Here is a 15,013-nt window from a genome sequence, read left to right as displayed (position 1 = left end):
CTTCCCTATGCGTATCCCTTTTGGCGTCGGTCTCCTTCTTGCCCTGCTGAGCAGTGTCGGTGCGCCAACGACAACGGCGCAGACCTCTTCCCCCGACACGCTGTCGCTGGAAGCGGCCGTGCAAGAAGCGCTAACCGCCAACTATGACGTTCAGGTTGCGCGCAACGATGCCACGATCGCGGAGAACAACGTCACCCGTGGCAACGCCGGCTATCTGCCTCGGGCCACCGCCAACGGCCGGGCGTCGCAGTCCGTCGCCAACTCTACGGTCGAGTTCGGCGGAACAGAGCAGAGCGACAGCGGGGTCGTGTCGACCCGTTACAACGCGGGAGCCGAGGCGCGATGGACCCTTTTCGACGGATTTCGTCGGGGAGCCACGTATGACCGATTGAAGGCGGAACGAGATCGCCAGCAGTCAGCCACCCGAGAGCAAGTCGAGCTCGTCGTCGCCGATGTCGTCGTGGCCTACTCCGACGTCGCTCGCCTTCAGCAACAGGTCGACGTATTCGACGAGGCCGTCGGGATTTCCGAGGAGCGGCTTCGCATCGCGCGGCTCCGCAAAGACCTCGGGTCCGCCTCCGACCTGGAGGTTCGCCAGGCTGTGGTCGACCTCAACACGGATCGAGCCGACCGGCTCCGCGCCCGGGCAGACCTCATTACGGCACGAGCCCAACTGGCCCGGTTGCTGGGGCGCACCGTGACGGAGGGCCCGCCGGTGTCGCCGACCGTAGACCTTAACCAGGATCTACAGGAAGAGCGGCTTCGCGACATCGCCGCCGAACAAAGCCCCGCGCTTCGTCAGGCCGACCAGGCTGTACGAGCCGCGCGCGAAGAAGTCGCCGAGGTGCAGAGTGACTGGTTCCCAAGCCTTGACCTGTTCGGCGGCTACTCCTACTCCCGCACGGAAAACGGCGCCGGCGCCTTTCAGTTCAACGAGGTGTCGCAGTTCGAATACGGCGCCGCGCTCGCGTTCACGATTTTCGACGGCTTCGAGCGGCAGCGTCGCGTCGAGAATGCACGGGTTCGCGTCCAGACGGCCCGGTACCTTCGGTCGGATGCCGAAGCGCGGCTCTCGGCGGAAATCACCGGGGCGTTTGAGCGGTACGGAAATCGCGTCGCCGTGGTGGACCTCGAGCGCGAAAACGTATCGGCCGCCAGCGCGAATGTAGATGTCGCTCTCGAACGCTTCCGACTCGGGACCATCACCTCCGTGGAGCTGCGCGAAGTTCAACAGCAGCAGATCCGGGCAGAGAGTCGTCTGCTTGACGCGCGCTTCGAGGCGAAGCGAGCCGAAACGGAACTGCTTCGCCTAACCGGCCAATTGGTCGACTAAAGACCGACTACCCGCATGGCCGTCGGGCAGCATCGATCCGTTCCGGAGGATGCCCGGCCTCGACGGTCGACGAATCGCAATCTCAACCGGCCCACGTTAACGATCGGAAGCGGGAAGCGTAACGCTCTGGATGAGAACGGAAGCAACTGTGACGGTTTCGCACATCTGACCGCGCGGACACAATACGCGACCCCATGCACACGTATGTTCGGCGCGGTGATGCATGGCCAACTCCGCACACTCACTCATTTCCGATTCCCACTGCTACTATGTTTACTCGTTTCGCTACCCGCACGCTTGCGGTCGCTGCTGTCCTTCTTCTGTTCGCCGTTCCTGCCCAGGCGCAGGAGATGGACGAGAAACCGGGCACCATTGTCGAAATCGCGCAGAGCAACGATGACTTCTCTACGCTCGTCGCGGCACTGAAAGCCGCCGGACTCGTTGAAACTCTCTCCGGCGAAGGTCCCTTCACGGTGTTCGCTCCGACGAACGCCGCCTTTGAGAAGCTGCCCGAAGGCACGCTCGACAACCTGCTGAAGGAAGAGAATAAAGCCCAGCTCACGGCCATCCTGACCTACCACGTCGCGCCCGCGAAAGCGATGGCGGAGGACGTTGTCGGCATGGAGGAAGCTCCGACCGTTCAGGGCCAGCCGGTCCAGATCATGGTCGAAGACGGCACCGTGATGCTGCAGGGCGACAACACGGCAACGGTCACGATGACCGACATCCAGGCCTCCAACGGCGTAATTCACGTCATCGACACGGTGCTGATGCCGCCGTCGGGTGACGACATGGAAGACAAGGAAATGGAAGACGAGGGCCGGTAAACGCCCCATCTCATCCAGCGCGACGGTCCGATAGGAACGTAGTGCCCGATTGTGACGGGACGCCGGGAAACTGGCGTCCCGTTTTTTGTTAGGCGGTCACTTCGTGATGGGCAGAGCCGGACGTTTCCGGTTGCTGATACAGATGTTCGACAATGACCATGTGCGGAAGAGTCATCACGCTGATCAGAATGAACAGGAGCGCGATCATCTGATCCTGGAGGCCGAATGACTGCGTAGCTGCGTACAGCCCTCCAAGGCCGACGAACGAAACCACCGTGTAGAGCGCTGCCTTTCGGTAAAACCCGGGAAGCGATGTCGGCTCACCGCGTCGGTTGAAGAAACGCACCAGTTCGAGGATATGACCCAGCGAATGCCAGAGGCCGAAGTACACCGCGAACGCGACAAGTGGGTGTACAGTCAGGAACAGCGCCGAGAGCGCGGCGACGTTGATGAACTCGCGCCACCATGCGTCCGGCCGTTCAGCGGCCAGGGGACGGACTGCGGCCAGCACGATCACATGCTGCGCGATCAGCGTTGCACAGACCCAGGCGCCGTGCGTGGCGACGTACGGCCATGCGGAGACCTGCACACCGGCAATGGCGTCAAAAATGGGATCGACGATGCCGGGAAAGGCAGCGATCGGGAGGCCCACGAGGAGAAGGCCCCGCGACAAGTACGTCGCCCGGCCCGACACCGGTGGAAGCGACCAGTACGCCAGGTCCGCCTGCCCGAAGTGGTACATGGTCATGAGCAGAAAGGCCGCGAGGCACCAGGCCGGCAGAACCAGCCAGAGCGCACCGTAGATCGCCATCATCGCAAGGTAAAACCCATAGAACCGCGCCTGATCGCCAAGCGATGACGACAGCCCGTACAACCGGGCGGCGACGATATGGTCGACAGCGCCGTGGGGAATGCCCGTCACGACGACAGCGATCATCAGGATCGAGAACGCGACCGGCCCGAGGGACAGACCGCCCCAAAGACCGAGAGCCGCACACCCCAGGGTGACGCCCAGGACGGCCAGGTAGATAGCCGGGGAACGGAGCGTCGCTCCGTGATCATGGGCCGATACGTCAGGGTCAGTCACAGGCATACAGATAAGGGAGAATACTACGGAATACGGAAAGGTACATCGCTCAGGCGGATCCGTCCACCGCATTTACGGACGCGTTACGAAGGTGTGTGTTGAATCCGCAAAGCCATGATTTGATGCAAGAAATCCGCTGCAACCGCGGCCTGTTTTCCCGGAATCCGGTCGTTGACTGCCCGCTTGGGGATTCCCCTCTGAACACTCCAATTGATCCCGCGTTGTACATGGTCGACATTATTGCGAATCCTGCGATATCTGACCAACTAACCGAGGACCATCGTGGCACAGGCGAAAAAAGGAGACGAAGTCCGCGTTCATTATACCGGAAAACTTGAGGACGGTACCGTATTCGACACGTCCGCCGACGGCGAGCCGCTGAGCTTCACCATCGGCGAGAACCGCGTCATTCCGGGGTTTGAGCAGGCGGTTCTTGGCATGGAGCCCGGCGACTCGAAGACCGAGGAGATCGAGCCGGATCAGGCGTATGGTTCCCACCGGGAAGACATGGTGATGGAACTGGAGAAAACGCAGATCCCGGACGAAGTGGATCCGGAGGTTGGCCAGCAGCTGCAGCTCCGCCTCGACAACGGTCAAACCGTTCCGGTGCTTATTACGGCACTGGGCGAAGAGACGGTTGAAATCGACGCCAATCACCCGCTTGCGGGACGGACCCTGACGTTCGAAATCGAACTCGTAGATATCTCCGAGAACGGTGAGAGCGGCGAGGGTGGAAATATTGTGACGCCGTAAGACGTCCCTCGATCAGCGGTCCCAAGCTGACAAAGCGCCTCCGTGTTCATACGCGGAGGCGCTTTTTTATGTGCGTGCCACATGTTTGTGTGCATGCCGCATGGCAATGCGTCAGGGGTACCCGATGATGGAGTGGCGCGGATGGGCGGCGCTACCGCCGGCGCCATGTATCTGCGTACTCCGTCTCACCACGAGCGGCGTACAAGGTCGCGAGAGCACTCGTCGTTGGCGCAACATCGAGGGTCGGCACACCGCTCGTCGCAATCAGCCCGTCGTAGGCGTCCCGAAGCAACGGCTCGGCCTCATCGTACCGTTCTTGAATCACCAGGGCGCGTCCAAGGCGAGATGAGAGCACATAGATGTATGGATGCGGGTCGGCAAATCGCTCCTCGAAGATCTCCAGGGCGCGGCGAAGCCGCTCCTCCGCGCGTTGAGCAGCTATGGTCGTTTCTTCCATCAGATCGAGATCTGCAAGCGCACCGAGCGTCCTCGCGACGCGTGTCTCGTTCAAGCCGGCACCTTCCCGACGGACGTCCAGCGCCGTCCTCAGGGTGTCCCGAGCCCGTGGGAGGTCTCCCCGATCGGTCAGAAACAGACCGTAATCGTGGAGCACGTCCCCGTACGCCGCGTGATGCACGCCCACGGACCCCGCCGTGAGGTCGATCGCTTTTGAAAACAGAGAGTCTGCCGCCTCAAACTGGCCGTCGCGGTAGAGGGCTTCCGCCAGGTTGTGGTGCGCAACAGCAATCCGCGGATGTCCGGGATCATAGATCTCCGTTTTCATATCCAGCGCCGTCTGCAGGTGCGGAATGCCCTCTCCTGCACGGAGTGCATCGGTCAGGATCCCACCCAGGTTCGAGTGGCCCATCGCGATCTGTGGGTGCGGTGGGTCATGCGCCGAGCGCTGAAACGAGAGCATATCTTCGGCGAGCGGGACGGCCTGTGCATACCGCTCAAGGTTCTGGTACAAGACAGCCAGGTTGTTCTGGCTCATCGCCGTCCACTCATCGGCCTCTTCCGGAAGCTGGGAACTGATTTCTACCATTCGCTCCTGCATGGGAACGGCTTCTGCCAGTCGCCCCTGCTTGCTGATGGAGAGCGCGAGCGCGTTCAACGCGCCGGCCACGTCGGGGTGCACCTCCGTGCCGTGGAGCTCCCGCTCCATCTCATAGGCCTGCCGGAGAACGTCCTCGGCCTCCCGAAAATTCGACTGACGCCACCGAAGAACCCCGAGGTCGAAGAGCGCCTGTGCCACCTCCGGCGTGTCGCCCGACGCCTCGCGCTGCGTCATTAGGCTCGCCATCAGCAGCTGATCGGCCCGATCGTATTCGCCGAGATCGGTGTAGACGCGACCGATGACGCGCTGTAATTCCGCCTGCACAAGCGGCTGGTTGCGGAGCGTATCCACCCGCTCCTCGCCCCGCTGCAGCAGGGTGCGGGCGGTCAGATCCAGGCCCGGGTTCTGGTCCGGGTCGCTTGCCTCAAAGAGGTCGACCAGGAACGTCGTGACGGCCTCCGACTTCGCGAGCTCCTGCTCCACCTGTGCCTGCGCTTCCTCTGCCCGGGCCTGCGCCTGCTGTGCTCGCTGGCCCTGCCATACGGCTAAGCCCAGACCGACGACGATGGCGAGGATCACCGCCGCACTCGCTGCCACTCCGATCGCGTGACGTTGCACGAAACGCGTGGCACGATACCTCACGGAGTCGGGCCGTGCCGAAACGGGTCGCCCCTCCAGGTAGCACTGAATGTCGTCAACGAGCTTGGCGGCACCGTCGTACCGGCGGTCGGGCTCCTTGCGGAGAGCCTTTAGAATGATCGTGTCAAGGTCCCCCCGAAGCGTTCGGCGTAGATCCGACCGGGTCGTGCTTCGAGCCTCTACGAGGTCGGCCCCTGTATCCGTTGCCGTCGCCGTGCCGGCCACCGCGGACGGGGGCCGCGGCTCCGACTCCAACACGCGGCGCTCTACCCCCCGGGGATCCGAGTCTTCCGACGTCGGATCGTCATGCGGTCGAACGCCGGTGAGCAATTCGTAGAGCACCACCCCCAATCCGTACACGTCCGTAGCGGTCGTGACGGTGTCCCCGCTAACCTGCTCCGGCGCGGCGTAACCCGGCGTTAGGATGGGGCGACCGGTGCGCGTCAGACCGGCCTCGTTGTCTTCGAGGAGTTTCGCGATACCGAAATCGAGCAGCTTTACCCGTCCGTCCGTCGACACGTATACGTTGGAGGGCTTCAGGTCACGGTGAACAACCAGGTTCCGGTGCGCATGTGCAACGGCCGTTCCGACCGTCGTGAACAGTTCGAGGCGCTCGCGGACGGAAAGGTGCCGCCGATCGCAGTAGGCGGTGATCGTCTCCCCTTCGACGTATTCCATCGCCAGAAACGGCGTGTCGTCGGGCGTCACACCGGCGTCGAGAAGGCGCGCGATGTTCGGATGCTCCAGCCGCGCAAGGATCCGCCGCTCGACGAGGAAGCGCTCTACCCGGTCCGGTGCAGCAACGGCGTTCCGAACCACCTTAAGCGCAACGCGGCTTCCGACGTCCGTACGCTCTGCCAGAAAAACCCGCCCCATTCCGCCGCGACCGAGTTCCTCCCTCACGGTGTACGGCCCGATCCTGGCGCCTTTCTCCACGCCATTGCCGGCCCGCTCCAGGAGGGGCGTCTCCAGCCGGTCTCCATCTCGGGCGTCGGCCTCCAGCAGGGCCTTCACCTGCTCGCGAAGATCCGGGTTCTCGCATGCCTCGCGTAGAAAGGCATGGCGTTCGGTCTCTTCGATGGCGAGTGCATCATGGAAGAGCCGCTGAACGCGTTTCCATTCGTCGGGAGTCATAGGTGAACACAATGCGAGAGAGGGGGCGGAAAGGGATGCGGGGTGCGACCGTCAGTCGGCGAGCTGGGCTGCAAGCCAGGCCCGGGCGGCACGCCAGTCGCGGTAGACCGTCGGCTCGGAGATGTCCAGGGCGGCGGCGGTCTCGGCGACGGTTAGCCCTGCAAAAAATCGGCACTCCACGATCCGCGCCTGTCGCTCGTCCAGCTCGGCCAACCGGTTGATGGCGTCATCAAGGGCCAACAGCTCCGCGTCGTCGACCGGACGCGCGTAGAGGTTGTCGTCAAAGGACACGTCGGGCCCCTTTCCTCCTCGCTTGTCTGCCTGTCTCCGGCGGGCTGCATCAATGAGAACCTGCCGCATGGCCCGCGCCGCCACCCGAAAAAAATGCGATCGGTCGTTCCACTCGACATCGGACGGGACGAGTTTCTCGTAGGCCTCGTGCACAAGACCGGTCGTATCAATCGTTGCGTTGCTGCCGCCGCGACGAACCGACCGGGCCAGTTCTCGAAGCTCATCGTACACCATGGGGATGAGCGCATCCAGCGCATCATCGTCTCCATCACGGGCGGCGTGCAGGAGTTGTGTGACCGGGGAGGAGGATGAAGACATCTACGACGTGCTTCCTGTAAACAAGTATGACAGTGTTTAAAACTAACGCATTAAGCATACAAATGTACAGGACAAGAGACACGGTCCCGACAGGATCGTATCGTTCCACCACACTGTCAGTCGCCGTCCGGTTCTAGTCGACGTGTAAAGCCTATCGAAGGATCCGGGAGACAGTCATCCATCGACGCATGGACCGACCCTACAATCTACGACGCGATGATAGAGTCCGCGCCGACTTTCCGTATGTATAAGTACAGTCCATCAAGTCGAGCGTTGCGTATTGTCGGGACCGACCGGGAAGCCGCGTTTCCGTTTGCAAAGAGAAGTGGATAACGGCCCTCGCATTCGGCCGTTTGCGGCCCCGGTTACCGGAGATCCTTCTCCACCCGACTGCACGTCGCAGTTTCACGACGTACCATTGTGCCTCTCATGCGCCTCGGAACAGCTTACATACGGAGGGTCCGCTCGAACGTCGACGGCCGGCGAATGCTGGCAGCGGTTATGCTTGCTCTGTTTTTCGGGACCGTCGGCATTCCCGAAGCGACGGCACAGATCCGATTCACTCCACCGCCGGGTGCGAACGCGATCCCCTCGAACACGTCTCCGGATCGGGCCCCTCGCGCGTCGACCGGTTCGATGAGGTCCGACTCCGCCGCGGTGTTCATCGCCGCAGAGCGAAGGCACCGATCGCTACGTGCACGCCCATCGTTCCGCGTGCAGGAGTTTCTGCCAATCCCGCTGTCTCTTCCACCGCTCATGGTCATGCCCGGCCCGATCACCGCAACAAGGGCAACTCCATCCACAGATCGAGGGCGTCGCCACAGGATTGATCCGGACGTCACCATCTACGGAGATAACGCGGCGCGACCGTCCTCCACTTCTGGTCCGCCGGAGTGATCTGCCGGAATCTTGTGAATGGGAGCACGCCAATCGTAGGTTGGAGGTCCATCACTCCTTCGCCGCTACGCCGCTCCGACATGACGTTCGACAATGCTCTTGTATGGATCACCGGCGCCTCCTCGGGCATCGGAGAAGCCTGTGCGTACGACTTCAGCCGGCGAGGGGCCCGATGTATCCTCTCGGCGCGGCGGGAAGACGCGCTTCAGGACGTTCGCGAACGATGCGCGCGGCCGGATGAGCATCTCGTGCTCCCGCTCGACCTGTCCGACACCGATTCCATCGACGCCGCAGCCGAGCGCGTCCGCGGGGATGCCGGTGCCATTGACCTCATGCTTCATAATGCCGGCATCAGTCAGCGAAGCCTGGCCCGGGAGACGGAGGACAGCGTCGTACGGCGACTGATGGAAGTCAACTACTTTGGCACCGTCAGACTCAACCAGGCAGTGCTTCCGCAGATGCTCGCCCGCCAGCAGGGACACATCGCGGTCGTGACCAGTCTTGTCGGGAAGTTCGGCACGCCGCTGCGCTCCGGCTATGCCGCCTCCAAACACGCACTCCATGGCTACTTCGATTCGCTTCGCGCCGAGGTTTTCGACGACGGCATCCGCATCACCCTCGCGTGCCCCGGTTTCATTCGAACCCAGGTCTCGAACAACGCGCTGACGGCCGACGGCACGGCACAGGGGACGATGGACGACGCCCAGGCGTCCGGCCTCCCCCCCGGCGACTGCGCCCAGGCCATCGCCGCGGCCGTCATGGACGAAAAAGACGAAGTCTACATCGGCGGACGCGAAGTGGCCGGCGTTTACCTCAAGCGTCTCTCGCCAACGCTGTTCAACCGGTTTATCCGATCGGTCAGTGTGGTGCGGTAAGGAATGCGTGCGAAACGATCCGGGGACTCGCCAAGCGGTTGTGAGTGCCGAGTTGTGAGTGCGGAGTGCCGAGTGCCAAGTTCCGAGTTCCGAGTGCCGAGTTGGGGTGTCGGGGATCGTGCTGGGTTATCGAGTGCTTCTTTTCAGCTGTCAACTTTGTTTGAGCTGCCGGATCAGCCCCGCGACTAGTTTAATCGTCTCTTCTGTGGCGGAAAACGCTGCGTCAAAGGTGCTTTCGGAGATATAGCCGGCGTCGAGTGCAACGAAGAGTTGGCTCTGCAATTCGACGGCCGACCCTTTGGCGTACGTAAGAAATCGAAGGAACTCACGAGGTTGGTGCCGTCCGAATCCTTCCGCGATGTTCGACATCACCGATACAGCAGCACGCTGCATCTGATCACGCAGCCCAAAGTCCTTCGAAAGAGGCGGTTTTCCCGTCAGTCGATAGATTCTTGCTGTCAACCGTCTTGCATGTTTCCACGCGTGCAGATCCCGGTACGATTGAATTCCCATTCTAGAAGGTAGCTTGCCACAAAGGGTCTACCTTCTTAGACGTCCTCGCGCCCGGTTTCATAACGTCAAAAAAGTGAAACGCACACACCCCCCGACCCTCGGTACTCAGCGCTTAGCACTCAGCACCCGGAACCCAGTGACTCTCAGTTCCGCGGAATCACGTACAATTGCGTCTGCCGGCCGTTGAGATAGCGAACAGAGGATTCGTCCAGGATGGCGTCTTCTTCGAGCATGATCCGGATCTTTTGGCCGTCCCATTCGGGAATCGCGACCCGCGCATTTAGCTCGATCGAGTAGGCCGTGTTCGCGTAGAGCGGGTGATCGCCCCGTCCTGGGACACCGCCCTGCTGGTCCCAGAGGCCGATGAGCGGGCCGGCACCGTGCCCGTGAAACCCGATCGGATGCGTGTAGACGGTGGCATCGATGCCCTCCGCGTCTGCAGCTTCCAGCGTCGCCTCGAGCACCTCATTCCCCGTTCGCCCCACCTGCATCTCGTCCGTCAGCAGATCCTGGAGGCGATTGCCGACACGGAGCGCCTCGTTCAACCCTTCCGGCGGAGCCGACTCTCCCGGGCGCAGCACGTAGGCATGCTGCTGGGTGTCCGTGTTCAGGCGCAGGTAGTTGATGCCGACGTCGATGTGGATCAGGTCCCCGGGCAGGATGGTCGCGGCGGCATCATCGGACGAGAAGTCGTTGTCCGCCCCCATCCCGCGGCGTTGAATGGACACGCTCGGGTGAAACCACGTCGTCAGGCCCAAGGCCCGGATCCGGTCGCGATACCACCACTGCACGTCCTCCGTCGTCGTGACGCCGGGCTGGATCACCTGCCCGCTGAGGCCATCTGCGATAATGGCATGGGCGAGCCGGACAATCTGCGGGTAAACCTGGAGTTCCTCCTCCGACCGCGTCTCCAGCCATCCCACCGCAAGCTTCTCCCCGCTCACGATGCGCTGCCGCAACTCCGGCGATAACGCCTCGCGCATCTGGTCAAACTCGGTGTCCGTCATGCCGTCTGCCAGGGCAAACGTTTCCGACCGGTTGACGGCAATGCGTTCCGGGCTGCGATTTTCGATCAGCGCCGCGAGGCGTGCCCACTGATCCGGCTGCTGGCTCTTGTCCCACGCAGTTTCGAAGAACCGCCCGACGTCGTACCGCGCGATAGCGAGCCGGTCCACGCCCTTCTCCGGTCCCCGGTCGTGGAAAACCAGAATCGTGCGTCGGCGGGCCGCCTGCCATGTGGCGGGCAGCATCGAGCGAATGACCGGGTCTTCATTGTACTCGCGCGCACTCACGACCCACATGTCGATGCCTTCCCGTCGCATCAGCATCGGAACGAGCTCGTCGAGTCGGGTCTCCAGCCACCGGTCCACCACCTCGGCACGCTCCCGCATGGGAAGGACAATGGGCTCCGTCGGATCCATCGGGGCGGACGCCTCGGGGGCGTAGTCGGCCGGGATGGACGCCGGCTGCGCGTGCAGTTGCGGTACGATCACAAACAAACCAAGGAGCAGAACGAGAAGGCGCGTACCGGCAACCAGAAAACGAGACATGCGATCAAGCGAACGTGTGGGAGAAAAACCGGACGGTGACCAATGTATCTGCTCTGAGCATCAGGGGCAACCGCGCGTCGCGGGACGGCACGAACAACGAAAAACGCCGGCTCGGGGACACATGTCCCGGGCGAGCCGGCGTCTTCTTCGATGTCGACCGCCGGATCATCCTTCACCCCGGGGCCTCGAGTCACAGCGCCGTGACTACTTCAGTTCATACGTCACGCGGCCGAGGATCAGACGCCCGATCTGCGGCGCCCCGACGAACTCCCGGTGTTCGTTGTCAAACACGTTCTCCGCGGTGACGTCGAACCGGAGCCCGTTGTCGAGCGCATACCCGACGGAGGCGTCCACCAGCATGTACGAGTTGACGTCGCCGATGTACGGGCCGCTCTGTACGGGGAAGCCGTCCACATACTCCCCACTCGCACCGAACATCCATCCGGAATCGAAGCGGAAGGTCAGGCCGGACTTCATCTTGAACGACGGCGCATTCAGTGCGACGCTCAGCTGCTCGTTCGCCTCGTCGAGCTCTTCGTTGGTGAAGAACTCATCGCTGATGAAGGAGAAGCTCGCGAACCACTCGGCGACATCGGCCGGCGTGTACACGATGCTTCCTTCAAGTCCCCAGTACTCCACCTCACCGAAGTTGCGATAGCTGAGGAAACCACCCACCTCCTGCACACCCGGTCCGGTCGGCGCGTTGAACAGCGACGCCGCGTCGTCGGGTTGAACGACGGCCGACGGGGTGCCGCTGACCGTGGTCGCGAGCAGACCATAAACCTGATTTCTCGATCGTAGACTCGTTTCATCCACGATCTGATCGACGAGGTCCAGGGCCTGCTGACTCCCTTCAACCGTCGACCGAATGTTCGTGAAGGCGAAGTTCTGCTCGAGGAAGACGAACGGTGACTGCTGGCGAAGCGGGCCGATGAAGTTCTGCTTCTGCTCGAAGTATCCCGCCATCTCGACTGAGACACGGTCGAATTGGCCCTTGTAGCCGAGCTCGATGGTTTGGGTCATAGTCTGTCCCAACGGCTCGATGTCGACCGGTGCAGAAACCGGATCGTAGCCGAGCCGGGCATCGTCGTTGAGGAGTCCGAGCACGACTTGACCGTTGTCTTCGCTCGCTCGAATGTTGCCGTCTGCATTACTTGCGAGCTGCACAAGGAGCTGATTGAACGTGTCCAGATTGCCGCTACCGAGCGCTTCGGTGAGCGCGGTCGAGAGGTCGCCGGTTTCTTTCTGGGACTCGAAAAAGGCCACCGCCGCGCGGTAAACCGGCGCCACCGGATAATCGCTCAGCGAAACCGGATCGCGGAAGCCGATACCCGGCCGTGGCGTCGTGTTTGGGACGAAGAAGCGGACGGCGGGATTCGGGGTCAAGCTTCCGCGGTTGGAACGGAAGGTATCGAAGCTGAAGCCGTCGACCGCGCCGATGCCGCGCAGCACCACGTTGTACTCGCCGAGCTGAGGATTGCTGAAAATCGTCCGGCTCCGTGCCTCAATGTCAAGGAAGTAGTTCTTCGTCTGCGGCGCGGAGTACGACCGGTTATAACTCACGCGCATGCTGTTGCCCGGAGCGAAGCGGTACACCACAGCACCGCGAGGGGAGCCGCGGAGCTGTTCGGTGACGTTATTGTAGTCGCCCCGAAGCGCTGCCGTGAAGTCCACCTTTTCCCCGAGCGAGAAGGTGGCCTGGGCGTAGGTGCCGTACTGGTTGATGGCATCCCGCCCCTCGAACCGTCCGGTGACCGTTCCCCCGGTGCGCGGGCGAACGAGATCAGCGTCAATCCCAACCGTCAGGTCTGCTGCCAGACTCGGGACCGGGGTGTTGTACTGAAGCTGACCGTTCCACTGAAACGACTCATCGAAGAGTTCATCACCGCTTCCGTAGACGTACGAATTGGCGCCGCTGTCAAGGGCGTTATAGTACACCTGGCCAAAGAAACCACCCTGCCGGACGCGCAGCTGGCCGTATCGGTACCCGTACATGTCCGACTGGATCGTGCCGATACCGGACTGCACCACGCTCTTTCCGGCGCTGTACCCACCGTCAAGTGAGATCCGCGTGTCGGCGCTGGGCCGCCACTCCACCAGTCCGGATGTCGACAGAGAGCGGTGGTCCTTCTCCCGACGGAGGCGGAAGTCGGCCGAGCCGTCACCGTTGAAATCGCTGACGAAGGTACGGCGACCCGCCGGAACGTCCGACCGATCGGAGTAGATGCGGTAGTCCTCGATCTCGGCTGCGTCCTGCGGATCGTCTGGATCCAACATCCACTCATCGGCCCGTGCATACCGCCCGGTCACTTTGAAGCCGAAATCGTCGACAAAGCCCGCGGCTCTCATCTCCGCACCAGCATACGCGCGCGTCCCGCCGATGGCGGACACCGTCACGCTCGGATCCTCGAAGGGGTCGCGGCTAAAAAAGTGCACCACGCCGTTCGCCACGCCGGGCCCATACAGGGCAGAGCCCGGTCCGCGCACGACTTCGACGCGCTCGACGTCAACCGACGGGAGCGGCATGATGGCGAACAGGTTGGCGTCCAGTCCGGGCACGGCCGCCTCCCGGTAATCCGTCAGGACGTAGGTGTCGCCGCTGAAGGCGTTGTTGAACCCGCGCAGCACAAGCTCGCGGCTGTTGACGCCCGTCCGCGCAACATCTACACTCATCGCTTCGCGCACGGCCCCCACTGGCGACGTCGTCACCTGCTGCTCCACGTCTTCGCGGGCAACGACCGAGATCGATGCCGGAGCATCGAGAATCTTCTCCTGACGACGAGAGGCAGAAACGACGACCTGCTCGAGCGACTGGCTCTCCAGCGCAAGCTCGATGGTGACGCGAGTCTCGTCGTCCGCCAGAACAGATACGTCCGTGCGGTTTCTCTGATACCCGACGAAGGAGACTTCCAACACGTAGGACCCCGACTCGATGTCTTCCATCCGGAAGGCACCGTCGACGGACGTGGTGACGCCGGCGTACGCCGATGCGTCCGGGGCCGTGCGCAGGACGACGTTGGCGCCGGGCAGCGGTTCGCCGCTACGCTGATCGACGACGGTTCCCTCGAGAACACCCACGGATTGCCCGAGGGCACACGCGGGCGAGACCGCCCATGCGGTCAGGACGAGGAGGAGAATCGTGGAGACACGCTCAAGCGTCTGCATCGCGGACGTGAAGGCGAAGCGGCCGCCGGAGGCATCAGAATCAGATCCCGGAGCAACGCTCGGAGACGAAAAAGGTATCGACATCGGAGAGAATGGAGCCAGATGGTACGTTCACAAAAGAACATCCACCGTCCACATTGCGGGAGAATTGCACGACCGATCAGACAGGGCGGTAGATGTACGAACGTAAATACATCATCCATCGGCGCACTATCCAGTAATCCAAACGGCTCGTCTCCCCTATTCTACATGTCTTTATCGAAATCCAGCCATCTCCACACGTTCTCAACGCCTCGTTCGCACGACCTGCTCTCTACCGACGTACGCCTTCACAAATACAGGGGAATAGGGAGTAGACCGGCTTCGCTGGAAGCGACGACCGTCGCTAAGATCCGTCAGCCCGTTCTAAACGATGGGATCGTTGCCCGTGACGCTTGGACTGAGGCGGCTATGAATCTTCCCGGGGCCAAGAGGTATCCTCCGGAAGCGGGGCATTCGGGTCCTGCATGACCAGCTCTTCCGGGACGTCATTCCGCTGCGTATCCGGGTTGACGACGGAAATGATCGGCATCGC

Annotated in this window: 10 protein-coding genes; 4 read left to right on the top strand and 6 right to left on the bottom strand. The window is 62.3% G+C overall.

The window, feature by feature from the left end; all coding sequences use genetic code 11:
* Window positions 1-7 precede the first annotated feature (7 nt).
* Both ACFCU0_RS01130 and ACFCU0_RS01125 read left to right on the top strand, forming a co-directional pair.
* Complete coding sequence (locus ACFCU0_RS01130) at window positions 8-1,333, top strand: TolC family protein (protein WP_434971815.1); 1,326 nt, start codon at window positions 8-10, stop codon at window positions 1,331-1,333.
* Window positions 1,334-1,602: 269 nt separating this feature from the next.
* Window positions 1,603-2,160: a fasciclin domain-containing protein gene (locus ACFCU0_RS01125; protein ID WP_434971814.1), complete on the top strand. Its 558-nt coding sequence runs from the start codon at window positions 1,603-1,605 to the stop codon at window positions 2,158-2,160.
* An 88-nt stretch (window positions 2,161-2,248) separates the two neighbouring features.
* Here the strand turns inward: ACFCU0_RS01125 and ACFCU0_RS01120 are convergent, their stop codons facing one another.
* Complete coding sequence (locus tag ACFCU0_RS01120; RefSeq protein WP_434971813.1) at window positions 2,249-3,247, bottom strand: Brp/Blh family beta-carotene 15,15'-dioxygenase; 999 nt, start codon at window positions 3,245-3,247, stop codon at window positions 2,249-2,251.
* A gap of 282 nt (window positions 3,248-3,529) precedes the next feature.
* Here ACFCU0_RS01120 and ACFCU0_RS01115 point away from each other — a divergent pair, with 282 nt between their 5' ends.
* A complete protein-coding gene (locus tag ACFCU0_RS01115) occupies window positions 3,530-4,000 on the top strand; it encodes an FKBP-type peptidyl-prolyl cis-trans isomerase (RefSeq protein ID WP_434971812.1) in 471 nt (156 codons plus the stop codon).
* A gap of 151 nt (window positions 4,001-4,151) precedes the next feature.
* On the opposite strand, the gene ACFCU0_RS01110 is transcribed toward ACFCU0_RS01115, so the two are convergent.
* Window positions 4,152-6,830 carry a tetratricopeptide repeat protein gene (locus tag ACFCU0_RS01110; RefSeq protein ID WP_434971811.1) on the bottom strand — a complete coding sequence of 893 codons (2,679 nt, stop codon included), beginning with the start codon at window positions 6,828-6,830 and terminating at the stop codon, window positions 4,152-4,154.
* Between the two features lie 51 nt (window positions 6,831-6,881).
* The gene (locus tag ACFCU0_RS01105; RefSeq protein ID WP_434971810.1) at window positions 6,882-7,439 is read right to left on the bottom strand and encodes an ECF-type sigma factor; all 558 of its coding nucleotides are present in this window, start codon (window positions 7,437-7,439) and stop codon (window positions 6,882-6,884) included.
* A 977-nt stretch (window positions 7,440-8,416) separates the two neighbouring features.
* On the opposite strand from ACFCU0_RS01105, the gene ACFCU0_RS01100 reads away from it, so the two are divergent.
* Window positions 8,417-9,211, top strand: coding sequence for an SDR family oxidoreductase (locus ACFCU0_RS01100; protein WP_434971809.1), 795 nt, complete (start codon window positions 8,417-8,419; stop codon window positions 9,209-9,211).
* 150 nt (window positions 9,212-9,361) lie between these two features.
* Here ACFCU0_RS01100 and ACFCU0_RS01095 read toward each other — a convergent pair whose 3' ends face one another.
* The 3 genes from ACFCU0_RS01095 to ACFCU0_RS01085 all read right to left on the bottom strand — a co-directional run bounded on the left by ACFCU0_RS01095 (window position 9,362) and on the right by ACFCU0_RS01085 (window position 14,523).
* A complete protein-coding gene (locus ACFCU0_RS01095) occupies window positions 9,362-9,724 on the bottom strand; it encodes a four helix bundle protein (RefSeq protein ID WP_434971808.1) in 363 nt (120 codons plus the stop codon).
* A gap of 143 nt (window positions 9,725-9,867) precedes the next feature.
* Window positions 9,868-11,274 carry a M24 family metallopeptidase gene (locus tag ACFCU0_RS01090; protein WP_434971807.1) on the bottom strand — a complete coding sequence of 469 codons (1,407 nt, stop codon included), beginning with the start codon at window positions 11,272-11,274 and terminating at the stop codon, window positions 9,868-9,870.
* 204 nt (window positions 11,275-11,478) lie between these two features.
* Window positions 11,479-14,523 (bottom strand): TonB-dependent receptor domain-containing protein, encoded by a 3,045-nt coding sequence (locus tag ACFCU0_RS01085; RefSeq protein WP_434971806.1) that lies wholly within the window; start codon window positions 14,521-14,523, stop codon window positions 11,479-11,481.
* Between the last annotated feature and the right edge of the window lie 490 nt (window positions 14,524-15,013).

It is taken from the genome of Longibacter sp., assembly GCF_051155795.1.
Taxonomy (GTDB): domain Bacteria; phylum Bacteroidota; class Rhodothermia; order Rhodothermales; family Salinibacteraceae; genus Longibacter.
Note: the sequence above shows the minus strand (reverse complement) of the source record. Positions and strands in the feature narration are given on the sequence as shown.